Origin of the sequence: Streptomyces fulvoviolaceus, from assembly GCF_000718165.1 — a bacterium.
In the GTDB taxonomy this organism is placed as follows: Bacteria; Actinomycetota; Actinomycetes; order Streptomycetales; family Streptomycetaceae; genus Streptomyces; species Streptomyces fulvoviolaceus.
In genome coordinates, this window is sequence record NZ_JOEY01000025.1 from 127,685 (window position 1) to 150,282 (window position 22,598).

Annotated in this window: 17 protein-coding genes and 1 pseudogene; 3 read left to right on the plus strand and 15 right to left on the minus strand. The window is 71.3% G+C overall.

The window, feature by feature from the left end; translation table 11 throughout:
* Positions 1-111 precede the first annotated feature (111 nt).
* The 12 genes from IG08_RS0126995 to solA all read right to left on the minus strand — a co-directional run bounded on the left by IG08_RS0126995 (position 112) and on the right by solA (position 13,182).
* The gene (locus IG08_RS0126995) at positions 112-1,404 is read right to left on the minus strand and encodes an NAD(P)/FAD-dependent oxidoreductase (protein WP_030607559.1); all 1,293 of its coding nucleotides are present in this window, start codon (positions 1,402-1,404) and stop codon (positions 112-114) included.
* A gap of 29 nt (positions 1,405-1,433) precedes the next feature.
* Complete coding sequence (locus IG08_RS0127000) at positions 1,434-2,099, minus strand: haloacid dehalogenase type II (RefSeq protein WP_030607562.1); 666 nt, start codon at positions 2,097-2,099, stop codon at positions 1,434-1,436.
* Positions 2,100-2,167: 68 nt separating this feature from the next.
* Entirely contained in the window at positions 2,168-3,106 is a 939-nt protein-coding gene (locus tag IG08_RS0127005) for an aldo/keto reductase (RefSeq protein WP_030607566.1), read from the minus strand.
* Complete coding sequence (locus IG08_RS0127010) at positions 3,103-4,551, minus strand: aldehyde dehydrogenase family protein (RefSeq protein WP_030607569.1); 1,449 nt, start codon at positions 4,549-4,551, stop codon at positions 3,103-3,105. The genes IG08_RS0127005 and IG08_RS0127010 overlap by 4 nt, the downstream gene beginning before the upstream one ends.
* Positions 4,548-5,501, minus strand: coding sequence for a succinylglutamate desuccinylase/aspartoacylase family protein (locus IG08_RS0127015; RefSeq protein WP_030607575.1), 954 nt, complete (start codon positions 5,499-5,501; stop codon positions 4,548-4,550). The genes IG08_RS0127010 and IG08_RS0127015 overlap by 4 nt, the downstream gene beginning before the upstream one ends.
* A gap of 26 nt (positions 5,502-5,527) precedes the next feature.
* Positions 5,528-6,928 (minus strand): aminotransferase class III-fold pyridoxal phosphate-dependent enzyme, encoded by a 1,401-nt coding sequence (locus tag IG08_RS0127020; protein ID WP_030607578.1) that lies wholly within the window; start codon positions 6,926-6,928, stop codon positions 5,528-5,530.
* A complete protein-coding gene (locus IG08_RS0127025) occupies positions 6,925-7,794 on the minus strand; it encodes an ABC transporter permease (protein ID WP_030607580.1) in 870 nt (289 codons plus the stop codon). The genes IG08_RS0127020 and IG08_RS0127025 overlap by 4 nt, the downstream gene beginning before the upstream one ends.
* Positions 7,791-8,723, minus strand: a complete 933-nt coding sequence (locus IG08_RS0127030; RefSeq protein ID WP_030607583.1) for an ABC transporter permease — start codon at positions 8,721-8,723, stop codon at positions 7,791-7,793. The genes IG08_RS0127025 and IG08_RS0127030 overlap by 4 nt, the downstream gene beginning before the upstream one ends.
* A gap of 5 nt (positions 8,724-8,728) precedes the next feature.
* The gene (locus IG08_RS0127035; protein ID WP_030607587.1) at positions 8,729-9,862 is read right to left on the minus strand and encodes an ABC transporter ATP-binding protein; all 1,134 of its coding nucleotides are present in this window, start codon (positions 9,860-9,862) and stop codon (positions 8,729-8,731) included.
* The gene (locus tag IG08_RS0127040; RefSeq protein WP_030607590.1) at positions 9,855-10,958 is read right to left on the minus strand and encodes an ABC transporter substrate-binding protein; all 1,104 of its coding nucleotides are present in this window, start codon (positions 10,956-10,958) and stop codon (positions 9,855-9,857) included. The genes IG08_RS0127035 and IG08_RS0127040 overlap by 8 nt, the downstream gene beginning before the upstream one ends.
* A gap of 101 nt (positions 10,959-11,059) precedes the next feature.
* Entirely contained in the window at positions 11,060-12,043 is a 984-nt protein-coding gene (locus IG08_RS0127045; RefSeq protein WP_043455281.1) for a succinylglutamate desuccinylase/aspartoacylase family protein, read from the minus strand.
* Between the two features lie 5 nt (positions 12,044-12,048).
* Positions 12,049-13,182: an N-methyl-L-tryptophan oxidase gene (gene solA, locus IG08_RS0127050; protein ID WP_030607596.1), complete on the minus strand. Its 1,134-nt coding sequence runs from the start codon at positions 13,180-13,182 to the stop codon at positions 12,049-12,051.
* Between the two features lie 274 nt (positions 13,183-13,456).
* Here solA and IG08_RS0127055 point away from each other — a divergent pair, with 274 nt between their 5' ends.
* Complete coding sequence (locus tag IG08_RS0127055) at positions 13,457-14,203, plus strand: IclR family transcriptional regulator (protein ID WP_030607598.1); 747 nt, start codon at positions 13,457-13,459, stop codon at positions 14,201-14,203.
* Positions 14,204-14,264: 61 nt separating this feature from the next.
* Here IG08_RS0127055 and IG08_RS0127060 read toward each other — a convergent pair whose 3' ends face one another.
* Genes IG08_RS0127060 through IG08_RS0127070 form a run of 3 tightly spaced genes read right to left on the minus strand, consistent with a single transcriptional unit; the run spans position 14,265 to position 19,836 of the window.
* Positions 14,265-15,704: an NAD-dependent succinate-semialdehyde dehydrogenase gene (locus tag IG08_RS0127060; RefSeq protein ID WP_030607599.1), complete on the minus strand. Its 1,440-nt coding sequence runs from the start codon at positions 15,702-15,704 to the stop codon at positions 14,265-14,267.
* Positions 15,701-18,571: an FAD-binding and (Fe-S)-binding domain-containing protein gene (locus IG08_RS0127065; RefSeq protein WP_030607601.1), complete on the minus strand. Its 2,871-nt coding sequence runs from the start codon at positions 18,569-18,571 to the stop codon at positions 15,701-15,703. The genes IG08_RS0127060 and IG08_RS0127065 overlap by 4 nt, the downstream gene beginning before the upstream one ends.
* Positions 18,568-19,836: an aspartate aminotransferase family protein gene (locus IG08_RS0127070; protein ID WP_030607603.1), complete on the minus strand. Its 1,269-nt coding sequence runs from the start codon at positions 19,834-19,836 to the stop codon at positions 18,568-18,570. The genes IG08_RS0127065 and IG08_RS0127070 overlap by 4 nt, the downstream gene beginning before the upstream one ends.
* 260 nt (positions 19,837-20,096) lie before the next feature.
* Between IG08_RS0127070 and IG08_RS0127075 the strand changes: the two genes are divergently transcribed.
* Together IG08_RS0127075 and IG08_RS59270 are read left to right on the plus strand one after the other, a co-directional pair.
* The gene (locus IG08_RS0127075; RefSeq protein WP_030607605.1) at positions 20,097-21,740 is read left to right on the plus strand and encodes a PucR family transcriptional regulator; all 1,644 of its coding nucleotides are present in this window, start codon (positions 20,097-20,099) and stop codon (positions 21,738-21,740) included.
* Between the two features lie 368 nt (positions 21,741-22,108).
* Positions 22,109-22,219 (plus strand): annotated as a pseudogene (locus tag IG08_RS59270) (transposase); the annotation flags it as partial.
* Positions 22,220-22,598: the final 379 nt, after the last annotated feature.

Consider the following 22,598-nt stretch of genomic DNA (forward strand, 5'->3'; position numbering starts at 1 on the left):
GGCCGAAGCAGGCGATCCGGACGGTGTCGCTGTGCCCCTGGACCAGGTCGGGCGGGGCCTTCCGTGACGGACGCGGAAGGCCCCTGGGCCGTCGCCGTTGCCTGGGCGGACTCAGCTCAGGCGGTCCTTGGCCTTGTAGTAGGCGCCGCCGAACGGCAGGAACCAGGCAGTGCCGTTGTAGAAGGGGACGGGGACCTTGGGGAAGCCGAGGTCGCGCAGGGGGTTGGCCTCCGGCTTGCCGTCCATCATCTCGGCGACCGCGCGGCCCATGTAGGAGGCCATCTGGACGCCGTGGCCGCAGTACCCCATGGAGTAGTAGAGGCCCTTGGCCCCGTCGGCCTCGCCCGCGTGCGGGAGACGGTCCCAGGAGAAGCCGACCGTGCCGCCCCAGACGTAGTCGATCCGCACGTCGGACAGCTGCGGGAAGATCTCCGCCATCTCCCGCTTCAGGATGTCTCCGCTCTTGACGTCGGAGGCCGGGTTGGACGGGGCGAAGCGGGCCCGGCCGCCGAAGGCGAGACGGTTGTCGGGGGTAAGACGGAGGTAGTGGCCGATGTTCTTGGAGTCGACCACCAGGCGGGCCTTGGGGATCAGCTCGCGGGCACGCTCCTCCCCCAGCGGCTCGGTGACGATGATGAAGCTGCCGACGTTGATCAGCCGCTTGCGGAACCACGGCAGCGCCTTGTCGGTGTAGGCGTCGGTGGCGGCCATGACCTGCTGGGCGCGAATGGTGCCGTGCAGGGTCTCGACCAGGAATCCGCCGCCGGGGAGCCGGGTGAGGCCGGTGGCCGCGTTGCGCTCGTGGATCTCGGCGCCGGCTCGCTCGGCGGCGTCCGCGAGGCCGTGGACGTACTTGCCGACGTGCAGGGCGGCGCTCAGCGGATCGAGCAGGGCGCCGTGGTAGTAGTCCGAGCCGAGTTCCGACTTCAGCTCACCGCGGGAGAGCAGCGTGGTGTGGTGGTCGAAGTTCTCCGCCAGATCGCGCTGGGTGGCCTTCATCGCCTCGAAGTGCTGCGGTTTGTAGGCCACTCCCAGCCGGCCGGCGCGATGGAAGTCGCAGTCGATCTGCTCCTTCTGCGTCAGCTCCTCGACGACGTCGACCGCCTCGCGGAAGGCGTCGTACAACTCACGGGCCCGTTCCTGGCCGTAGCGCTTGCGGGCCTCGCCGACACCGATGGTGATGCCCTGGGTGCACATGCTGCCGTTGCGGCCGGAGGCGCCCGAGCCGACCTTGTCCTTCTCGACGAGAACGACCCGGGCGCCCTTGCGCGCGGCGTGGTAGGCGGTGGACAGGCCGGTGAGGCCGCCGCCGACGACCACCACGTCCGCCTCGTCGGGCAGGTCCTTTCCCGAGCGGTCGGGCAGAGCGGGGGCGGTGTCGAGCCAGTAGGGGATCTGCTTCATGGCGTGCGTCCTCTGTTTCGTACGAAGGTTCAGCAGCCGAGCAGTGCCGGCAGGCCCGAGAGGTCGGGCAGCTCGTCGTAGTGCTGGTAGTCCGCGCTGCCGGGGCGGCCGTAGCGGTTGATCCACACGCGGCGCTTCAGGCCGAGGTCGCGGGTCGGGATGAGGTCGTACTCCCAGCCCTGGGCGGTGTGGATGACCTGGGACGGCTCGACGCCCATCGTCTTGTACGCGTGCTCGAAGGTCTGGCGGTCCGGCTTGTACGCCCCCGCCTGCTCGGCGGTGATGACGTGGTCGAACTCGACGCCGATGTTCTCGACGTTCCGCGCGATCAGGCGGTCCTCGGTGTTCGAGATGATGGCGATCTCGTACTTGCTCTTCAACGCCCGCAGCGCGTCCGGGACTTCGGGGAACGGGCCGAAGGTGGGGACGGCTTCCACGAGTGCGTCGCCGTCGGATTCTCGGTACTCCAAGCCGTGCAGGCGCATGGCCATCTCCAGGCTGGAGTGCAGGACCTCGTGGTAGGGGCGGTACGCCTCCAGGACGGCTTGGAAGCGCATCACGCGGAAGTCGTCGAGGAACTCGTCGACGTCCAGGTTGTCCAGGTCAAGGCGGTCGGCGAGGACCTTCAGGGTGGTGGGGCCGAGCTGGAAGTCGATCAGGGTGCCGTAGGCGTCGAAGGTGACGATCTCTCGCATGAAGTTCAGCCTCGATTCGCGGGTTCTCAGGGGGAGTTTGCGCGGGTTCTCAGGGGGAGTTGAGAGCTTCAGACGACGCGGTCGCCGGGGGTGACGATCGCGTCGAGTGCGGCCAGGTCGGCCGGGTCGGGGATCCAGTCGGCCGCCGCCGCGTTGGCGGTGACCTGGTCGGGGGTCATGGCGCCGCAGATGACGGAACCGACGGCCGGCAGGGCGGCGAGTCCGCCCACCGCGACCTGGAGGAGGGTCAGGCCTCGCTCTGCGCCGAACGCGGTGAGTGCCTCGACCCGGTCGAGGGCCTCGTCCGTCAGCCAGCCCTGCCGCCAGGACAGGCGGCTGCCGGCCGGCGGCTGTTCACCACGCCGGTACTTGCCGCTGAGCAGGCCGTTGGCCAGGGGGTAATAAGGGAGCAGGCCGAGCCCGTGGCGCAGACAGGCGGGGATCAGGTCGACCTCCGCGCCGCGGTCGAGCAGGTGGTAGCGGGCCTGGGTGGACACGAACGCCTCGGAGAGCTGCTCGGCCGGGATGTTGGAGCAGCCGACGTACCCGATCTTGCCCTCGTCGACGAGTTCGCGCAGGGCGGCGACCGTCTCCTCCAGCGGGGTGAGGCCGTCCGGCTCGTGGTACTGGTACAGGTCGATCCGGTCGGTGCCCAGGCGGCGCAGCGACTCCTCGACGGCGTGGCGGATGTAGGGGCGGGCGCCCCGCGGGCCGTGGCGGTCGGCGTCCGGTCCCATCTCCATGCCGAACTTGGTGGCGAGTACGACCCCGTCCCGCCGGCCTTTGAGTGCCGCGCCCAGCAGCCGCTCGCCGTCCCCACGCGAGCCGTCGCCCGAGCCGAATCCGCCGTACATGTCGGCGGTGTCGAACAGGGTGATCCCGGCGTCGAGGGCCGCGTGCACAACTGCCTTGGTGCCCTCCTCGTCGAGGCGGGAGCCGAAGTTGTTGCCGCCGAGGCCGACCACCGAGACGGCCGGCCCCCGCTCGCCGAGCGTGCGGTACCTCATGAACCGAACCCGATGCAGACGTTCTTGGTCTGCGTGTAACTCGCCAGCGCCTCAAGGCCCTTCTCCCGGCCCCAGCCGCTGTGCTTGTAGCCGCCGAAGGGGAGTTCCACGCCCGTGCCGACGCCGGTGGCGTTGACGTAGACCTGGCCGGCCCGGATGCCCTCCGCCATGCGCAGTGCCTGGTTGATGTCGCGGGTCCAGACGTAGGAGGACAGGCCGTACGGGGTGTCGTTGGCGATCTCCAGCGCCTCCTCGGCGTCGTCGAAGTCGATGACCGTGACGACGGGGCCGAAGATTTCCTCACGGGCGCAACGGGCCTGGTTCGTCAGGCCGGTGAGGACGGTCGGCTCGATGTAGTAGCCGTCGGCGAGCGCGGGGTCGACGGGGGCGCGACCGCCGGTGCGCACGTCGGCGCCCTCCTGCCGGGCCAGGTCCAAGTAGCCCTGCACGCGGTCGCGTTGGCGGGCGGCGACCAGCGGTCCGACGTCGGAGTCGGCCAGCCCGGGGCCCAGTCGCAGCGAGGCGGCATGGGCGACCAGCTTGTCGAGGAATTCCTCGGCGCCGCGTTGGAGCAGGATCCGGGTGCCGGCCGAGCAGGTCTGTCCGGCGTTGCCGAAGGCGGAGCCCGCCACGGCGCCCAGTGCCAGGTCGAAGTCGGCGTCGGCGAAGACGACGACGGGTGACTTGCCGCCCAGCTCCACGACCGCGGGCACCACATTGGCCGCCGCCGCCTGGGCGACCTTGATGCCGGTCGGCACCGAACCGGTGAAGGTGACCTGGTCGATGCCCGGGTGTCCGGCGAGGGCGGCGCCCGTTTCGCCGTCGCCGGGCAGGACGTTCAACACCCCTGGCGGGAGGCCGCATTCGAGGGCGATACGGCCGATCTCCAGCGGGGTCAGGGGTGCTTCGGGGGAGGGTTTGAGTACGACAGTGCAGCCCGCTGCCAGTGCCGGCGCCGAGCCCCTCGCGGTGTTCTGGAGCGGGTAGTTGAACGGGATGATCTGGCCGGAGACCCCGATCGGCTCGCGGACGGTGTAGTCGAGGAGACCGGCGCCGAGCGGGATGGTGGAGCCGCCGAGCTTGTCGGCCACGCCCGCGTAGAACTCGAAGTAGCGGGCGGCGGCCTCGACATCGGCCTTGGCCTGGCTGAGCGGCTTGCCGACGTCCCGGCTCTCCAGTCGGGCCAGCCGATCGCCGTCGGCGCGGATCGCCGCGGCGATGCGGTTCAGCAGCCGCCCCCGGTCGGCGGCGCGCATCCGCGCCCACTCGGGTGCGGTGAAGGCCGCCCGGGCCGCCGCCACCGCCTGGTCCACGTCCGCCGCACCGGCCAGCGCCACTTCGGCGAGGGCCGTGCCGTCCGACGGGTCGAGGACGGTGAAGGTGCGGCCGTCGGCGGCCGGGACCTGCTTTCCGTCAACGAGAAGGAGCCGGGTGTCGTCGCTCACGGGCGGATCTCCCCCTGCACCTCGCCGAAGATGACGACCTCGTCGCCGGGGCGGACGGTGCGGATCCGGCGGACCCAGAGGACGATGCCGTCCTGGGGGGCGCGGACCTCCTCCAGCGTGTTGCCGTAGTGGTCGACGATGTGGGCGATCAGATCGCCTTCCTTGCAGGTCTCCCCCGGCGCGGCGTGCCCGAGGAAGAAGCCGCCGGCGGCGGAGCGGGCGAAGGTTCCGGAGACCGTCGTGTAGCTGTCGCGCAGCTTCGCCTCGCCGTCGGTCATGCCGAGTTGGCGCATGATGTTGCGGACGGAGTCGATGTGCAGTTCGACGGTGGCCTCGCGGTAGGTGCCGCCGCCGGCCTCGATGGTGATGGCGGGCTTGCCCGCCGCGAGGGTGGGGTGGCGGACCGTGCCGCCCCACTTGCCGCCCTTCCAGACCAGCTCGTGACCGGCGGCGAGGGCGAGGTCCGTGGCCAGTTCCTCGTAGCCGCCCTGGAGGATGGCGAGCGGAGCGATCTCCCCGAAGGTGCCGCCGGTGTGCAGGTCCACCAGGGCGTCGATGGCCGGGACGACCTGCTCGACGAAGGTGGCGGCCAGGCGCAGGGAGTACGAGCCGTCCGCGTCGCCCGGGAAGATGCGGTTGAGGTTGAGATGGTCCAGGCCGCTCGTGCGAGCGGCCGCCTCGAAGGCCGGGGTGTTCATGCAGGGGATGCCGACCAGGGTGCCGCGCAGGCCGGCCGGATCGGTCTCGGCGAGGACCCGGCGGATGGCTTCCTGGCCGTCGTACTCGTCGCCGTGCACACCCGCGTCGACGCAGAGCACCGGGCCGTCCTCGGTACCGTTGACGACGATCACGGGTAGCCCGAGGTCCACGCCGTAGGTGCTGGTGCCGACCGGGATGAGGCCCTGGGCGCGCTCGCCGGGGGCGACGGTCAGCGGACCGATGGAGTACATGTCGTTCCTTTCGAAAGCGGGGTGTGTCACAGGCGGGCGGAGGCCTCGTCGAGCGTCTCCGCGAGGATGTCGGCGATACGGTCGAGGAGGTCGCGGTCGCTGATCAGCGGGGGCGCGATCTGGACCAGGGGGGCCGCGCGGTTGTAGACGCGGGCCAGGAGGCCGGCCTCGCGCAGCCGGCGTGGGATGAGACCGGCGACCAGGTCGGCGCGGGCGGTGTCGCTGAAGCCGCCGCCCTCCAGGTCCCCGACGAGCTCGCAGGCGTAGAAGAAGCCCGCGCCCCGGACGTCGCCGACGATGGGCAGGTCCGCGAGGGAGGTCATGCGGGCCGCGAGGTGGTCCTGTTGGCCGCGGACGTTCTCCAGGATCCGGTCCCGCTCCATGATCTCCAGGCTGCGCAGGGCGATCGCGGCGCTCAGCGGGTGGCCGGCGAAGGTGTAGCCGTGGTTGAGGACCGCGCCGGGCTGGTTGATGACCTCGGTGACGCGGCTGCTGACGAGGGTGGCGCCCATGGGGGCGTACCCGGCGGTGATTCCCTTGGCGACGGTGACGATGTCCGGGCGGGCGCCGTACCGGTCGCCGCCGAACCACTCCCCCAGCCGTCCGAAGGCGGTGATCACCTCGTCGGCGACGAGCAGGAACCCGTACCGGTCGGCCAGCGTCCTGAGGCCCGGCCAGTACCCCTCGGGCGGTGTGATGCAGCCGCCCCGGTTCTGTACCGGCTCGGCGATCAGCATCGCGATCGTCTCCGGGCCCTCGGCCAGGATCGCGGCCTCCAGTTCGGCGAGCAGCATGGCGGTGTACGCGTCGTCGTCGAGGAACTCGGGTGCTTCGGGTACGAGGCCGAAGCGGTTGGTGTTGGACACGAACCGCGTCTCGATCGCCCCCGGTCCGTAGGGCTCGCGCAGTCCGGGGTCGTCGGTGAGGGACAGGGCGCCGATGGTCAGTCCGTGGTAGGCGCCGCGGCGGGAGATCGCCTTGGTGCGGCCCAACTCGCCGCGCAGGGCGTGGTACTTGCGGGCGATCTTCCAGGCGGTCTCCACGGCTTCGGCGCCGCCGCCGGAGAAGAAGGTGTGCTCGATGTCGACGGGGGCGATCCGGGCCAGTCGTTCGGAGAGTTCGATGGCCGTGGGGTGGGCGGAGGCGGACCACAGCGGGCTGAAGCACAGTTCGCGCAGCTGCTTGTCGGCCGCCTCGGCGAACTCGGGGGCGTAGGAGTAGCCGAGCTGGCAGCAGTACAGACCGGAGAGGCCGTCGATGTAGCGCCGGCCGGTCCCATCCCAGATGTACGGGCCCTCACCGCGCTGTACGACGAAGAGGTTCTCGCCGTCCTGGCCCAGCGAGCCGTTGGGGGTCATGTTGAGCAGGAGGTGGCGGGCCGCGGTGGCGGACAGCTCCCCGGTGGGGGTGCGGGTGCTGGTGGTCATTTTGCGGTCTCACTTCCGGCGGGGAGGCCCACCGCGGTCTCGGTCGGCAGCAGGCCGTCCTGAGCGCCGGAGCCGCTGAGTCGACGTACCGCGGCGACCAGGGCGAGTGCCACGACGGCGACGGCGATGAGGATCGCGCTGACGGCGGTCACCGACGGGTCGACGTTGTACTGAAGGACGTTGAACACCTCGACGGGCAGGGTCACGGTGTCCACGGAGGACAGGAACTGCGAGATGAAGAACTCGTCGAAACTGGTGATGAAGGCGAAGATCCCGGCGGCGACGAGCCCGGGCGCGGCCAGCGGGAAGGTGATGCGCCGGGCGATCGTGAGGCGGCTCGCGCCCATGCTGGCGGCCGCGTCCTCCAGCCGTTCGTCGATGCCCTTCAGCGTGGCCATGAGGATCATCACGGCGATCGGCGAGGCCAGCACGGTGTGGCCCAGGGCGATGGCGATCGGGCTGCCGAGCATCGCGGCCGGCTCGAAGAGCAGGAACAGGCCGAGGGCTACGACGACCTGGGGGATCACCAGCGGGGCGAGGACCAGGCCGTAGACCGCCGAGCGCAGCGGGAGTTCGCTGCGGACCAGGGCCGTGGCGGCGGTCATGCCGAGAACGAGCGAGAAGACCGTGGTCATGGCCGCCACCAGGGCGCTGAGCGACAGCGCGGCGGGCCACTTGCTGCCCTCGGCGAACAGCTGCTTGTACCAGCCGAGCGTCCAGGAGTCCGGCGGGAAGGAGCCGAAGGCGTCCTTGCCGAAGGAGGTGACGACGATGACGACGATCGGCAGGGCCAGGACCAGCAGGATCAGGATGGCGAGGACGGTCAGGGTGATGCGTCCGGCCAGGGTGGAGCGCAGCTCGATCATGACGCCGCACCTCGCTTCCGGAGGGCCTCGCCCGCCGACCGCCCCAGCCTGAGCAGCACGAGTCCGGCGAAGGTGAGGAGCAGGAGGATGATGCCGAGCGCTGAGGCGCCGTTCCACTGGTTCTGCTTCATGACCTGCTCGTCGATGAGCGAGGCGACCATGGTCTGTTTCTCGCCGCCCATGAGGGCGGGGGTGAGGTAGTAGCCGAGGCAGAGGATGAAGGACAGCACACCCGCGTTGACCAGGCCGGGGGCCACCAGCGGGAGGTACACCCGGCGGAAGATGGTCAGCCGTCCGGCGCCCATGCCGGCCGCGGCGGCCGGCAGCCGGCGATCGATGCCCTTCATGACCGCGTACAGCAGCAGCACGGTGTACGGCAGCATCACGGCGGTGGTGCCGATGACGACGCCGATCTCGTTGTAGAGCAACTGGAAGGGCGCACCCGGGAAGTGGATGTCCGTCAGGACGTTGTTCACCACGCCGTTGTCACCGAGCAGGATGATCCAGCCGTAGGTGCGCACCAGGGCGCTGATGAAGTGCGGGACGACGACGACCAGCATGGCCAGGCCCGCCCACAGCGGCTTGAGCCGGGAGATCGCGGCAGCGAGAAGGAAGCCGGTGACCAGGGCGAGCAGGGAGGTCTCGGCGGAGATCCGCAGGGTGGTGAGCAGGATCTCCAGGTTGGCGCCGCGGAAGGCGTCGGCGTACCAGTGGAGCGTGAAGCCGCCGTCCTCGCCCTCGATGCTCAGCATCAGGGTGCTGAAGATCGGATAGACGAAGAGGATCAACAGGTAGACGACGACGGGGGCCGCGTTGAACAGGCCGAAGCGGGTGCGGCGGTCGGACCACACCCGGTTCAGCCGCTTCTTGCGGGGCGTCTTGTGGTGCGCGGGTGCGGTGGAGTCCGATACGGGGGCGAGTACGGCCACGGCTCTCACCCTCCGTGTTCCGGGTCGGCGAAGACGCTGACGTTGCCCGGGTCCGCGGTGAGACCGACGCGCGCGCCGAGGGCGGGGGCGCGGCCGGCGGGCAGCTCCAGCCGTACGCATCCGGTGTCCGCGCCGCCATCGGAGCGGACGGTGACCCGGACGAGAGTGCCCACGTAGGTGACCGTTTCCACGGTCCCGGTACAGAACCCGTCGCCGGCGGGGCACAGGACGAGCCGGCCGGGCTGGACCGCGGCGAGGACCTTCGGCGCCGGCGGGACGGCCTGCGGGCGGGCCTTGAGCAGACCGCCGGTGTCGAGCCGTACGAGGATGTGGTCCGCCGTCTGCTCCGCCACCTGGCCCGGGAGGAAGTTGGCGGCGCCGAGGAAGTCGGCGACGAACGGGGTGCGGGGGCGCTCGAAGAGCTCCTGCGGGGTGTCGAACTGGTCGATCCGCCCGTCCCGCATGACCGCGATGCGGTCGGAGAGGACGAGCGCCTCCTCCTGATCGTGCGTCACATAGATGACGGTCAGGCCGAGTTCGCGCTGGATGCGTTTGATCTCGGTCTGGAGCTGGTCGCGCAGCTTCTTGTCGAGGGCGCCCAGCGGCTCGTCCATGAGGATGACCGGCGGCCGGTAGACAAGGGCGCGGCACAGCGCGACCCGCTGCTGCTGGCCGCCGGACAGCTCGCGCGGCCGGCGGCGTGCCATGGCCGAGAGGCCGGCCATCTCCAGGGTCTCGCCGACCCTCCGGCGCAGCTCCGCCTTCGGCACACCGCGCAGTTGCAGCGGGAAGGCGACGTTCTCCCACACCGTCATGTGCGGGAAGAGCAGGTACTGCTGGAAGACGAAGCCCAGGCCGCGCTTCTGCGGGGCGAGGCGGGTCATGTCGTGGCCGCCGACGACGATGCTGCCGGAGTCGGGCTCGCAGAACCCGGCGATCATCATCAGGGTGGTGGTCTTGCCGGAGCCGGAGGATCCCAGGAAGGTGACGAACTCGCCCGCCGCGATCTCCATGGAGACCTCGTCCACGGCCGTGACTCCGCCGTAGGTCTTGCGAAGTCGTGTCACGGACACGGGTTTTCCGGAGCCGGTCAGGGTCTCGGGCAGGGCGAGCGAAGGCATCACGTCGGCCTCAGGCATGCGTCCACTCCTGCCAGCGCTTGGACACCGCGTCCTGGTTCTTGATCCACCACTCGACGTCCAGGTCGAAGCCGGACTCCAGGTGCGCGGGCGAACTGCCCAGGTTCGCGGCGGTGGTGGCGGAGAGCTTCTTGTAGGCGCCAGGCACCGACGGGGCCATCGGGTAGATCTCGGCGTAGGCGGCCTGCACCTCGGGGCGCAGGGCGAAGTCGATCAGCTTGTAGGCGGCGTCGAGGTTGGCGGCGCCCTTGGGGATGCCGAGGGCGTTGCTCTGCCGGCGGGCACCGTTCCACTGGTAGGCCAGCGGCGAGCCGCCCTTGATCAGGGCGTCGAGGCGGCCGTGCCAGACGCTGGAGGCGACGACCTCCTTGCGTGCGAGGAGTACGCCGGGCAGGGCACCGGTGTCCCAGAACTTCCGGACGGAACCCTTGATCTCGCTGAGGACCTTGAAGGCGCGGTCCACGTCGAGCGGATACAGCTTGTCCAGTGCCACGCCGTCGGCCAGCAGGGCGAACTCCAGCTCGGGCAGGTCCGCGTCGAGGGCCTGCAGGGCGCGGCTGCCCGGGAACGCCTTGGTGTCCCAGAAGTCGGCCCACGAGGCCGGCTTCTTCCCGTCGAAGGCGTCGGTGCGGTACGCCATCACGCTGGCCCAGTAGTTCTTGCCGACGGCGTTGGAGGTCACCAGGGCCTTGGCGATGCCGGAGTTCTTGAAGTACTTCAGCCGGTCGTAGTCGAGGTCCTGGGTGGCGCCCTCCTGCTTGAAGAGCACGAAGTCGGCCATCGAGTCGTCGATCACGTCGAACTGCGGGCGGCCCTGCTTGATCTGGGCGAGCATCTGGGCGTACTCGATGTTCACCACCTTGACCTGGATGCCGGTCTCCTTGGTGAACGGGTCGTAGATCGCCTGCTGGTTGGCGTCGCCGTAGCTGCCGCCGCTGTTGCGGACGACGAGGGTCTTGGAGTCGCTGCCGTCGCCTCCGCCGACTGACCGGCTGGTGCCGGTGCCGCAGGCGGTGAGCGAGGTGGCGGCGATGCCGGCGGCGACTCCGCCGACTCCGCGCAGGAACACTCTGCGGTCTATCCGGACATCTGACACCGGGGGCCTCCTGGGGGTGCGCTGCGTGATGAGGGGTGCGTGCTTTGCAGGGCGGTGCGGGTGCTTTGCAGGGAGTGCGGGTGTTTTCAGGGGGGGTGGGGTCAGTGGGCGCTGTCGCCGGGTGCCGGGACGGCGATGGCGGCGAGTTCGGCGCCGGGAGCGACGGTCAGGCCGCGCATGCCGTAGAAGATCCGTCCGGTGGCCGGGGTGTGGACCTTGTGCTCCTGGCCGTCGGCCGGGTCGACGACGTGGCCGATGACCTGGCCCTCCGTGACGTCGTCGCCGGCGGTGAACTCCGGGTACCAGAGGCCGGTGGTCTCGGCGGTGACGCCGGCGGCCCAGACCCAGTCGCGGACGGCCGTCGTGGCCTTGGGCCCGGTGTCGAGGACGCCGAGTCGGCTCAGCACCCCGTACAGACCGGTGACGAGGCGGCGCGCGGTCTCGGCGTCGCGTTCGCCGAGTTGGCCGGTCTCGACGAGGATCGCCGGGATGCCCTGGCGGGCGGCGGCCGCGTGGCTGTTGCCGCCTTCGGCGTTCAGGCCGAGGATGACGTCCTCGATGCCGAGGGCGCTCGCCATGTCGGCTGTCTTCGCGTCCAGTTGGGGGTCTCCGGTGAGGCGGTAGCCGACGAAGTCGTCGAGGACCTCGTCGATGCCGCCCGAGTGGAGGTCGACGTAGGCGTCGGCGCCGTCCAGGAGGTGGGTGAAGAGCCAGGCGGCGAGCCGCTCGGTGGGGCTGCCGTCGGGGTCGCCGGGGAAGACGCGGTTGATGTTGACGCCGTCGAGCGGGGAGACGCCGAGTCGGCCCTGGTACACGGCCGGGGGGTTGGCGACCGGGCAGACGATCACCTGGCCGTGGAGCTCGCCGGGCTCCAGCAGGGCCGCGAGCCGGGTGGCCGCGTCGATGCCGGTGAACTCGCCGCCGTGGACTCCCGCGGTGATCAGGACGCGGGGGCCGGGGTGGGCGCCGTTGACCAGGGTCAGCGGGATGTCGACGGTGAGGGTGCCGAGGTCGGCGGGGACGGTGCCGCGGGTCTTGGTGCCGGGTTCGGCGTGCAGGGTGCCGATGGAGAGAGTGCTGGTCATCGTGGTCACGCCTCCGTCCGGTCGAGGGTGGAGAGGAAGTCGACGGGCCGGGGCGAGGTGCCGTCCAGCGCGAGGTCGGCGGCGATGTCGCCGAAGGCGGGCGAGAGCTTGAAGCCGTGTCCGGAGAACCCGGCGAGGAGCACGACGTTTTCGGCGCCGGGCAGGGGTCCGACGAGGGGACGGCTGCTCTCGGTGTAGCCCTCCATGTAGACGGAGAGGCGGACCGGGTCGGGGTTCAGGTCCGGCATGTGGCGGCCGATCAGCTCGGTGAAGATCTCCAGTTCCTCCGGCTCCACCGTCCGGTCCAGGTGGTTGGGGTCGCCGGCGGGGCGGTGCAGCGCCCGGGACAGCCCGAGCTTGACGGAGACGCCGTCCGGCGAGGGCAGGCCGTAGCAGTGCGTGGGTGCCGTACGGATGAAGGCGGGGAGCTCCTCGCCGAACCAGGTGTCGGTGGTGGGCACGTACCAGGCGCTGATGAGGCGGCGGATGTCCACCTCCCACGGCAGGTCCGGCAGCAGGTTGTTCACCCAGGGGCCGACGGTGACCACGGCGGTGTCGAAGTGCTCGCTCCCGGCGTCCGTGCGGATCTCGACGCCGTTCGCGACGGGCACGATCTCGCGGACCGGGGTGTAGCGGTGGATGACGGCGCCCAGCTCCTCGGCGCGGCGGGCGGCCGTCTGGATCGTCAACTCGGGCCGGATGAAGCCCGCGTGGCGGTCGAGTACGGCCGCGTCGCCGTCCTCGATCCGGAACTGCGGGAAGCGCTTGGCGAGGGCGTCGACGTCGAGCACCTCGTGGTCGAGACCGTGTTCCGCTATCGATTCCAGGACGGTCGCCATCTGGTGGTGCTCGGTCGGCCCCATGAGCAGACAGCCGGTCAGACGGCGCAGCTCGCGGCCGGTCTCCTCCTGGAGCCGCTCCCAGAGGGTGTCGGCGTGCTGGAGGAGCGGGACGTACCGGGAGTCCTCGAAGTGAGCGCTGCGGAAGATCCGGGTCTCGCCGCCGGCGGCGCCGCGGTCGTGACCCGGGGCGAAGCGGTCGTAGCCGACGACCTCGGCTCCGCGGGCGGCCAGGCGCCAGGCGGCCTGGCTGCCCATCGTTCCGACGCCGACGACGGCGACACGCTTGCTGGCAGGCACAAGGGTTCCTTTCGTCTCCCGGGCCGTGGATGCTGGGCGCCCGGTGTGCGGATTGTGTGATTCCGGATGGAGGGGGCGGCCAAGGGCCGCCGACTGGGGCTTTCCGGAGGGAGGGGCTTCGGACCGCCCCTTCGCGGCCACCCCTTCAACTTCCTCCGTGCCACATTGTGGAACGCTATGCTAGAATCTGGCACGAGAATGGCAGTGGCGCCGAAGGGGAGTCAAGGGGTGCGCGCATGGAGTTCGCAGAGTTAACGGGGGAAACCAGATGGAAATGAAGAGCGTGACCAGGTCACTGCGGATACTCGAGGCGGTCGCACAGCACCAGCCGGTGACCGTGGGAGAACTGACCAAACTGTTCGGCCTGCCCAAGTCGACGGTGCAGCGCACGCTGGTCACCCTGAACGAGGCCGGGTGGCTGCGGGCGAACCGGAAGGACACGACCCGCTGGGAGATCGGCGCGCGGGTGCTGGCCGTACGCCCGGCGGCGCTGCAGGGGTCGAGCCTGTTCGCGGCCGCACGGGAGCCCATGATCCGGCTGCGGGACGCCGTGAACGAGACCATTCATCTGTCGGTGCCGGACGCGTTGCAGTGCATGGTGGTCGTCGACCGGGTGGACTGCACGCACGCGGTACGGACGTTCCACGCCATCGGCGACACGTCGCCGCTGCACGCGACGGCGACGGGGCGTGCGGTTCTCGCGTATGCGCCGCGGGCGGACGTCGATGAGCTGGTCGCGCGGGGGTTGGAGCGGTTCGGGGAGGCGACGCCGGTCGATGCGGAGACGCTGCGCTTGGAGCTGGACCGGGTGCGGGCCGATGGGTATTCGGTGAACCGGAATCAGTATCGGCCGGATGTGTGCGCCGTGGCCGCGGCGATTCTGGATGAGGGTGGGACGCCGTTGGCGACGGTCGCTGTTTCCATGCCGGAGTCTCGGTACGACGCTGAGAGGCTGCCTGAGTTGGGGCGGCTTGTCGGGGAGACGGCCCAAGAGATCGCGGCGCGCCGTTTGGGTGCGTGAATGATTTGCGGGCGCGGGGAGTCTGTGGCTGGTCGCTCAGTTCCCCGCGCCCCTGGGGTGGTCACCGCACCGGGATTGCCAAGTACTGGTACTCCAGGAACTCGTCGATGCCCACCCGGCCGCCTTCCCTGCCCAGGCCGGACTGCTTCACGCCGCCGAAGGGGGCGGCCGGGTTGGAGACCAGTCCTGTGTTCAGTCCCACCATCCCGACCTCCAGGCGTTCGCTGACGCGAAGGGCGCGGTTCAGGGTCTCGGTGAAGACGTAGCCGACCAGTCCCCAGGGGGTGTCGTTGGCCCGGCGGACGACCTCGTCCTCGTCGTCGAAGGTGAGGATCGCGGCGACCGGGCCGAAGATCTCCGTGTCCATCAGACGGCTTTCGGGGTCGACCGCCGACAGCACGGTCGGCGGGTAGAAGCAGCCCGGTCCCTCGGGTGTACGGCCCCCGACGAGCACCCGGGCACCGCGCTCCACCGCGTCGGCAACCAGGTCCTCGACCTTGGCGCGACCGGTCGCGTCGATCAGCGGGCCCACGTCGACCCCGTCGCGGGTGCCGGGACCCACGACCAGGGCTCCCATGCGCTCGGCCAGGCGGCGCCCGAACTCCTCCGCCACCGACCGGTGGACGAAGAAGCGGTTGGCGGCCGTGCACGCCTCGCCCATGTTGCGCATCTTGGCGAGCATCGCGCCGTCGACGGCCGTGTCCAGGTCGGCGTCGTCGAAGACGATGAACGGCGCGTTGCCTCCCAGCTCCATCGAGGTCCGTACGACCGCGTCGGCGCTCTGCGCCAGCAGCAGCCGTCCGACCTGCGTGGAGCCGGTGAAGGACAGCTTGCGGATCCGGCCGCCGCGGAGGAGCGGTTCGCAGACCTCCCCGGCACGGGAGGTGGTGACGACGTTCAGCACGCCGTCCGGCAGGCCGGCCTCCTGGAGGATCGCGGCGAGGGCCAGGCTGGAGAGCGGGGTCTGGGGAGCCGGTTTGAGGATCATCGTGCAGCCGGCGGCGATCGCCGGGCCGATCTTGCGGGTGCCCATGGCGAGCGGGAAGTTCCAGGGCGTGATCAACAGGCAGGGGCCGACCGGCCGGCGGGAGAGCAGCATGCGGTTGCGCCCGTCCGGCAGGATGCCGCCACCGCCGTCGATACGGACGGCCTCCTCGGAGAACCAGCGGAAGAACTCCGCGGCGTAGGCCACCTCTCCCCTGGCCTCGGCCAGCGGCTTGCCCATCTCGGAGGTCATCAGACGGGCGAGCTCCTCGGTCCGGTCGAGGATGATCTCGTAGGCGCGGCGCAGGATCTCGCTGCGCGCCCGGGGTGCCGTACGCGCCCACTCCCCCTGGGCCTGGACGGCCGCGTCCTCAGCGAGCCGGGCGTCCTTGGGGCCGGCGTCGGCGACGTGCGCGATGATCTCGCCGGTCGCGGGATCGTCCACCGGCAGAGTGGCGCCGTCCGCGGCGTCCACCCAGGCCCCGCCGATGAACAACTGCGTGAGTGTGTCGGTCATTTGGTCTCTCCTGGTCGATCGGCGGCGGGGTCGAGCAGTTCCGCGAGATGCAGGGCGCGCACGCCCCGGTCACCGGCGAGGTGGTCGATCTGGGTGGCGCAGCTGAAGCCGTCGGCCACGACCGCGGTCGGCGCGGCCCGGTCGATGCCGTCGAGGCGCGGCTTCAGCGCCAGGCCGGCGACGGCCATCGAGGTGTCGTAGTGCTGCTCCTCGAAGCCGAAGTTCCCGGCGAGGCCGCAGCAGCCCTCGGCCTCGTCGACCCGGCGTACGCCGAAACGGCGCAGCAGGTCGGCGGGGCGGCGGCCCTTGAAGGTGGCGTACTCGTGGCAGTGGGTCTGGAGTACGACGTCCTCGGGCAGCGGCGGCGGGACCCAGCCCGGCTCGGCGAGGTCGGTCAGGGCGCCGGTGAAGGTGTGGACGCGGTCGGCGACGCGCCGGGCGGCTTCGGTGCCGAGCAGTTCGGGGACGTCGCGCTTGAGGGCGGCGGCGCAGCTGGGCTCGGCCACGATGATCGGCCGGCCGTCGCCGTCGTCCAGGTGGGCGACCGTGCGGGCCATGATCCTGCGGGCCACGGACAGTTGACCGGTGCTGACCCAGGTCAGGCCGCAGCACAAGCCGTCCTGTGCGGTGGTGGGGATGCCTGCGTCGGCGAGGACGCGGCCGGCGGCACCCGCCACCTGGGGGCGGAAGGCGCGCGTGAAGCTGTCGACGAAGAGCAGGGCCTTCGACGGTTCGGCGGTCGTGGCCTCCCGCAGGACCGCACGCGACTCGCGCCGGGAGGCGAACGCCGGGATCCTGCGCTCGGTGGTCACACCCCCGAGCCGCGCGAGCAGCCTGCCGAGCGGTCCACGCAGCAGTGCGTTGAGCGGCCGGGCCGCGTATCCGGCGAGAGCGGACGTCAGGGGCAGCCATCCCAGCGAGTAGTGGGAGCGCGGCCGCAGCCTGCCCTTGTAGTGCCGGTGCAGGAACTCGGCCTTGTACGTGGCCATGTCGACGCCGACCGGGCAGTCGCTGGAGCACGCCTTGCAGGACAGGCACAGGTCGAGGGCGTCGCGGACCTCTGTCGAGCGCCAGCCGTCCTGGACCGTTTCCCCCCGCACCATCTCCTGGAGGAGGCGGGCCCGGCCCCGGGTGGAGTCGTTCTCCTCCCCCGTGGCCCGGTAGCTCGGGCACATCACGCCACCCGTGTCGCTGCGGCACCGGCCGATGCCCACGCAGCGGCGCACGGCGCCTTCGAAGCCGTCCTCGTCGTGCGGGAAGGTGAAGAGCGTGGTGACGGGCAGCAGTTCCGGCGTGTGCAGGGCGAGGTCGGCGTCGAGTCGGGCCGGGGCCACGATGACGCCGGGGTTCAACAGCCCCTCGGGGTCGAAGACTTCCTTGAAGGCGGCGAACGCCCGGATCATCCGGTGGCTGTACATGACCTCCAGCAGCTCACCGCGGGCCCGCCCGTCGCCGTGCTCGCCCGAGAGGGTCCCGCCGTGCTCGACGACCAGGGCGGCGGCCTCGCCGAGGAACCGGCGGGCGGCGGCGCGACCGGTGTCCGTGGCGAGGTCGAAGTCGATGCGTACGTGGACGCAGCCCGCGCCGAAGTGGCCGTAGAGCACGCCGGTCAGTCCGTGGGCGGTCAGCAGCTCGCGGAAGTCCCGCAGGTAGGCGGCGAGTTCCTCGGGCGCGACCGCCGCGTCCTCCCAGCCGGGCCAGGACTCCCCGCCGTCCACCAGGCGGGCGGCGAGGCCGGCGCCGTCCTCGCGGACCCGCCACAGAGAGCGCCGCTCGGCCGCGCTGTCCACGACCCGGCCGTCGGTCATACGACCCCGGGCCTTGAGCACGTCCAGCAGTTCGGCCGCACGGGCGGCGACCAACTCCTCGTCGTCGCCGTCGAGTTCGACGTAGAGCCAGGCGCGTCCCTCGGGCAGTCCGGTGACGGAGTCCGGGCCCCGGCGGGCGCGCATGGTGGCGACGATCGCCTCGTCCATGCCCTCCACGGCGGTGGGGTTCCAGTGGAGGATCTCCGGGACGTCCTCGGCGGCGTCGACGACGTCGTCGTAGCCGAGGGTCAGCAGCGCCGAGGCCGGTGCGGTCGCCACCAGGCGGACCGTCGCGGCGGTGACGACCGCGCAGGAACCCTCGGTGCCGACCAGGGCGCGGGCCAGGTCGAAGCCGTTCTCGGGCAGGAGGTGATGCAGCTGGTAGCCGGAGACCTGGCGCGGGATGCGGCCCAACTCGGTACGGATCGGGGCCAGTTCGGCGTCGATCAGTCGTCGTACGTCCGCTTCCAGGCGGGCTACGGGCTCCGCGTCCGCGGGGTTCAGCGGGTGCAGCCCCGCGTGGTCGGCGACGGCCCGTACGCCGTCGGCCGTCACGATCTCCAGGGCCTCGATGTGGGAGCTGGTCCGCCCGTGCCGCACGGACCGGTTCCCGCACGCGTCGTTGCCGATCATCCCGCCGATGGTGCAGCGGCTGTGGGAGGACGGGTCGGGGCCGAAGGTGAGCCCGTGCGGGGCGGTCGCGGCGCACAGCGCGTCGAGGACCACGCCGGCCTGGACCCGCGCGGTCCCGGCGGCCGGGTCGATGTCCAGGACCCGGTTCATGTACCGGGAGAGGTCGAGGACGACACCCGGCCCGACCGCGTTGCCGGCCATGCTGGTGCCGCCGCCGCGCGCGGTGACCGGGACGCCCGTCTCCCGGCAGGCCCGCAACACCGCGCACACGTCGTCGGCAGTGCGAGGGAAGGCCACTGCCCGTGGCGGGACACGGTAGTTGGAGGCGTCGTAGGCATAGGGGCCGGTGCCGGGGCCCGTGTCCACCCGCAGGCCGGGAGCCGTCTCGGCGAGCCGGGCGGTCAGCCGCGCCAGGGGATCGCTCATCGTGCCGAGGCTCCCGAGGTACCGCCCTCCACCGCGGTCGCCCACGCCTGGAGACCCTCGTCCACCGCCGCCTCGTCGATGACGAGCGCCGGGATCATCCGCACGACCTGGTTCCAGGCCCCGCACAGCAGCAGGAGCAGCCCCTCGTCGACGGCGGCCCGCTGCACACGGGCGGCGGTCTCGGGGTCGGGGCTGCCGTCCTCGGTGACGAACTCGGTGGCCAGCATCAGCCCGAGCCCGCGTACGTCCCCGATGCCCGGCGTCCGCTCGGCCACCGCTTCCAGGCCTGCGCGCAGCCTGGCGCCCATGGCCTCGGCGTTCTCGACGAGCTTCTCGTCCCGTACGACGTCGAGGGTGGCGCAGGCCGCCGCGCAGGCGACCGCGTTGGCGCCGTACGTGCCGCCCTGCGAGCCGGGCCATGCCTTGGTCATCAGCTCCTCGGACGCGGCGATCCCGGAGAGCGGGAAGCCGCTGGCCAGGCCCTTGGCGGTGATGAGGATGTCCGGGGTGACGCCGAAGTGGTCGTGGCCCCAGAACCGGCCGGTGCGGCCGACGCCGGTCTGCACCTCGTCGAGGATCAGCAGGAAGCCGTGCCGGTCGGCGCGTTCGCGCAGGCCTTCCAGGAAGGCGCGGGTCGCGGGCACGTAGCCGCCCTCGCCGAGTACCGGTTCGACGATGACGGCGGCGGTGTCGGCGGGCGAGGAGATGGTCTGGAGGGTGTAGTCGAGCTCCTGGAGGGCGAAGCGGGTGGCCGCGTCCTCGTCCCAGCCGTAGCGGTAGGCCGTCGGGAAGGGGGTGACGACCACGCCGCTCATCAGCGGGGAGAAGCCGGACCGGAAGCGGGTGCCGGACGTGGTCATGGCGGCGGCGGCCACGGTACGGCCGTGGAAACCGCCGTGGCAGACCAGGATGTTGGGCCGGCCGGTGGCCTGGCGGGCCAGGCGCAGTGCGGCCTCGACGGCCTCGCTGCCGGAGTTGGTGAAGAACAGGCTGTCGAGGCCGGCCGGCAGCACCTCGCCGAGTTTGTCGACGAGCCGCTGCAGGGGTTGGTGCATGACCGTCGTGTACTGACCGTGGACGAGGGTGCCCACCTGCTCCCGCGCCGCCTCCACCACCCTGGGGTGGCAGTGCCCGGTGCTGGTGACGCCGATGCCGGCGGTGAAGTCGAGGTAGCGGCGGCCGTCCTCGCCGTACAGGTGGACGCCCTCGCCCCGGACCGCCACCACGGGCGTGGCCTGGCGAAGGTGCGGCGACAGTGCGGTCATGTTCGTCTCCCGGCCGTGTCTCGTGATCTGGGTGTTCTGCTCCCACTTCCTTCCCGAGCATCCAGGCCGCCGCGGAGGGCGACAACGCGTGATCTGTCCAGCGGGGACACGGTGTTCGGACGTTGTGTCAACCGCGGGGGCCGTTATGCGCCCCCCGGCACCGTGGTGGCCGCTGTGAGGCCCCTCTTGCGCAGGTCAGCGGCGCTTGTCAGAGTGACCGGGCCGGCTTCGCACGAGCGGGGCGTCCCCATGGAGACACCGTGAACGAGAACCACCCCGCCACTCGTCCACCGGACACGGACGACGGGGACACAAGCGCCGCCGGCCGCACACTCACCGTCGCCGACGTCCTGGCCCTCCCCGTCCTGGCCGCCGGACAGCCCCAGGTCGTCACCGGTGTGCCCCACCTCGACCGGCCGGTGCGCTGGGTCCACATCACGGAGCTGACGGACCCCGCCTCCTTCCTCAAGGGCGGCGAACTCGTCCTGACCACGGGCATGCCCCTGCCCGACGACGCCGCGGATGTCCGCCGGTACGTCGACGAGCTCGCCGACGTCGAAGCGGCGGCCCTGGTCATCGAACTCGTACGGCGTTACCACCGCCCGCCCGAAGCACTCGTCCACGCCTGCCACGCCCGCGGACTCCCGCTGATCACCCTCGCCAAGGACGTCAACTTCCTGGAGGTCACCCAGGTCGTCCACACCCTCATCCTCGGCAACCAGACCGACGCGATGCGCCGGACCCAGCGGATCCACGAGGCGTTCACGGCCCTGACGCTGCGCGGCGCGGGTGCGGAGGACGTGGTGCGGGCGGCGTCGGAGATGAGCGGCCGCACGGTCGTCCTGGAGAACCTGGCGCACCAGGCGCTGATCTGCGAGCCTTCCGGCAGCACGGTGGAAGAGGCGCTCACCGACTGGGAGCGGCGCTCCAGGGCGACCCCGCCCGGCGATCCCTCGGACGTACGCGGTGCGGAACGCTGGCTCGTCACACCCGTGGAGTACCAGGGCGAACGCTGGGGCCGCGTCGCCATGCTCCCGGCCCGCGCCGACGGGCCGTCCTTCGGCCCGGAGCACCTCACCGTCCTGCAGAGAACGGCGATGGCGCTGACCGTCGCCCGTCTCATCCACCCCACGCCCTGGGAGCGCACCGCACACCGAAACGCCCTGCGTGACCTGGCCGAACAGCGCCACCACTCCCCCGAGGACGCCCGCGCCCGCTGCGCCGCACTGGGCCTGCCCACGGACGACAGTCGGTTCCTCGCGATCCTCGTCGATCAGGGCGGCGCCGAAACGGAGGCCCTTCTGTCCCGGGAGCTGAGGACCGCGGGTATCCCCACCCTCGTCGGCGAACTGTCCCCCGGCCGCCTCGGCATCCTGCTGGCCCTGCGCCCCTCCCAGCCCTGGCGTCCCGTCGCCGAACGCCTCGGCCGCGCCGCCCTGGACCTGGTCCCGCTGGCGGTCGTGAGCGTCGGCTCGGAGGTCACGGACCTCGCCGACACCGCCCGCTCGTTCCGCGAGGCGGCCCGGGTCGCCGAGGCCACCCCGCCCGGCCGGCCCCTGCCCCCGGACCGCTCCTTCCACGAACTGTCCGACATCGGCCTGAGCCGGTTGCTGTACGCACTCCGCGAGGACACCCGGATCCAGGAGTACACCGAACGGCAGCTGGGCCGCCTGATCGACCACGACACCCGGCACGGCAGCGACCTGCTGACGACCCTGCGCCACTACCTCGACGCGGCCGGCAACAAGACCACCGCCGCCCGCCGCGGCGGCGTGTCCCGCGAGACCGTCTACCAACGCCTGCGCACCATCGAGCGCCTCCTGAACCGCGACCTCGAATCCGGCGAACAGCGCACCGAACTCCACATCGCACTCACGGCACTCGACGTCCTGCGGGCCTCCTGACGGGATCCTGCGCCGGGTGCGGGCCGCGGGCCTGTGCCGCGGGGAGAACGGCCGGCGCCTCGCGGTCGACTGCCCAGCCGTTCGCTTCGGTGGGTGTCAGCAGGGCGGAATCTGCTCACCACGTGGAGCACGGGTCAAGGGTCGGCGACCCGCAACCTGCCTCCACCCAACCCATCGGCGCATCTCAGCGCACTCTCCCCCGCGGTTTCAACGGCACCGGCGGAAGCCTCGGGGTGTAGCTCAAAACCCGTGGATCACCCCGGTGCTTGGCCGGCAGCCCGGAACGATCCCCGACCACGTCGCGGAGAACAGCCCGGACACGGTCCCGCGCCCGTCGCGGATCCGGCATCGGCCGGGTCATCCAGAACCAGCTCAACAAGGAGATCAGGCGTCGCGCCGACGTGGTCGACGTCTTCCCGGACCGCTCCGCCCTGATCCGACTCGTAGGCACGGTGCTGACCGGGCAGAACGGCGAATGGACCGAGACCCGCCGCAGCCCAGGCCGAGGACGCCGGTCTCCGGGCCGCCGGTGCCGAGTGTCGTCGTGCGCATGGACTCTGCCTGCTTCCTGGCAGCGGTTGTGGGGCTGTTCCTCGTCGTGATGTGCTCGCCCCAGGTGGTCTCGCCGTCAGGTGGAGATCCCCACACCGGCAACGCTCCCTCGCACACGCGTCACCTGCCAGACCGCACTGTGCCAGGGATCCGCGTTCAGGGGTACGACAGGGCCCCCCACACGCCTACCGGCGGGTCACCGACATCCGCACACTCGAAGACATGACACGTGAGCAGCAGAGCGGGGGTACCGAGCTGGGGCGTTTCCTGCGCGCCCGCCGGGCCCGGATCACCCCCGCCGAGGCC

What these genes read in the sequence shown, in the direction of transcription:
- IG08_RS0127060 (WP_030607599.1), bottom strand. Translation starts at nt 15,704, where the DNA reads ATGACCGACACACTCACGCAGTTGTTCATCGGCGGGGCCTGGGTGGAC.
- IG08_RS0127055 (WP_030607598.1), top strand. Translation starts at nt 13,457, where the DNA reads ATGAAGAGCGTGACCAGGTCACTGCGGATACTCGAGGCGGTCGCACAG.
- IG08_RS0126995 (WP_030607559.1), bottom strand. Translation starts at nt 1,404, where the DNA reads ATGAAGCAGATCCCCTACTGGCTCGACACCGCCCCCGCTCTGCCCGAC.
- IG08_RS0127070 (WP_030607603.1), bottom strand. Translation starts at nt 19,836, where the DNA reads ATGACCGCACTGTCGCCGCACCTTCGCCAGGCCACGCCCGTGGTGGCG.
- IG08_RS0127005 (WP_030607566.1), bottom strand. Translation starts at nt 3,106, where the DNA reads ATGAGGTACCGCACGCTCGGCGAGCGGGGGCCGGCCGTCTCGGTGGTC.
- IG08_RS0127065 (WP_030607601.1), bottom strand. Translation starts at nt 18,571, where the DNA reads ATGAGCGATCCCCTGGCGCGGCTGACCGCCCGGCTCGCCGAGACGGCT.
- IG08_RS0127000 (WP_030607562.1), bottom strand. Translation starts at nt 2,099, where the DNA reads ATGCGAGAGATCGTCACCTTCGACGCCTACGGCACCCTGATCGACTTC.
- IG08_RS0127045 (WP_043455281.1), bottom strand. Translation starts at nt 12,043, where the DNA reads ATGACCAGCACTCTCTCCATCGGCACCCTGCACGCCGAACCCGGCACC.
- IG08_RS0127020 (WP_030607578.1), bottom strand. Translation starts at nt 6,928, where the DNA reads ATGACCACCAGCACCCGCACCCCCACCGGGGAGCTGTCCGCCACCGCG.
- IG08_RS0127015 (WP_030607575.1), bottom strand. Translation starts at nt 5,501, where the DNA reads ATGTACTCCATCGGTCCGCTGACCGTCGCCCCCGGCGAGCGCGCCCAG.
- IG08_RS0127025 (WP_030607580.1), bottom strand. Translation starts at nt 7,794, where the DNA reads ATGATCGAGCTGCGCTCCACCCTGGCCGGACGCATCACCCTGACCGTC.
- IG08_RS0127035 (WP_030607587.1), bottom strand. Translation starts at nt 9,862, where the DNA reads ATGCCTGAGGCCGACGTGATGCCTTCGCTCGCCCTGCCCGAGACCCTG.